Source organism: Kitasatospora sp. NPDC094016 (assembly GCF_040304045.1).
Taxonomy (GTDB): Bacteria; Actinomycetota; Actinomycetes; order Streptomycetales; family Streptomycetaceae; genus Kitasatospora.
Genome location: NZ_JBEOUK010000111.1, coordinates 1 through 1106 on the forward strand (window position 1 = coordinate 1; position 1106 = coordinate 1106).

General features: G+C 69.5%; 1 protein-coding gene. It reads left to right on the forward strand.

Translation table 11 applies throughout. The features are described from left to right. Positions 1 to 45 precede the first annotated feature (45 nt). A partial coding sequence (locus ABT015_RS37920) for an IS30 family transposase (RefSeq protein ID WP_350887910.1) occupies positions 46 to 1106 on the forward strand: 1061 nt, incomplete at its 3' end.

Here is a 1106-nt window from a genome sequence, read left to right on the forward strand (position 1 = left end):
CTTAGGTTCTAGGGATCGTTGCAACACCCCAGCTCAAGGGGTGCAATGTTCGAGATCCGGGAGAACCGGATGGCGCCGCAGGGCCGCAGGATCCTGGTCCGTGAGCGGGAGGAATACTTCCGGCTCATGGACCAGGGTCTGAGCAGCCAGGAAGCGTGCAGACGCGTCGGGATCAACTCGCGAACCGGCAAGCGGTGGCGCAACGGCCGTAACGCGTCGGGCGGTGAAAAGGCGTATCCGCCGATCCACGCGCCTTTGCCGGAGGACGGGCCGTCCCGGTACCTGCGCGAGGCCGATCGGATCCACATCGCTGACAGGCTGCGCGAGAAGGCCAGCGTCCGGGCGATCGCCGCCGAGCTGGGCCGCAGCCCTTCGACGGTCAGCCGGGAGATCCAGCGCAACCGGCACCCGGGCAACGGCCAGTACCGCCCTCACGCCGCGCAGGCTCGCGCGGATGCCCGCCGGCCCCGACCCAAGCCCGGGAAGATCGGCCGGAACTCCGAGCTGCGGGACTTCATCCAGAACCACCTGGACAAGAAGTGGAGCCCGGAGCAGATCTGCCAGGCTCTGCGGGACAGGTTCCCCGAGCGGCCGGAGATGCACGTGGTCCACGAGACGGTCTACCAGGCCCTCTACGTCCAAGGACGCGGCGAGCTCCGTCGCGAGCTGGCCGCCGCCTTGCGCACTGGGCGCGCTCGCCGCAGGCCTCACCGCCAAGCGGCCTGCCGCCAGCCGCGGTTCGCCACCCCGATGGTCATGATCAGCGAACGTCCAGCCGAGGCCGATGACCGCGCGGTTCCCGGCCACTGGGAGGGTGACCTGATCATCGGCAAGGACGGCGCCTCCGCGATCGGCACCCTGGTCGAGCGCGCCACCCGCTACGTGATGCTCCTCCAACTGCCCCATGGCCGCACCGCCGAACACGTCCGTAACGCCCTGGTGGAGACCGTCCAGACGTTGCCCGGCCACCTGGTGCGCTCGCTGACCTGGGACCAGGGCAGCGAGATGGCCGCCCACGGCTCGTTCACCGTCGCCACCGGCATCCCGGTCTACTTCTGTGACCCGGCCAGTCCCTGGCAGCGCGGCTCGAACGAGAACACGAACGG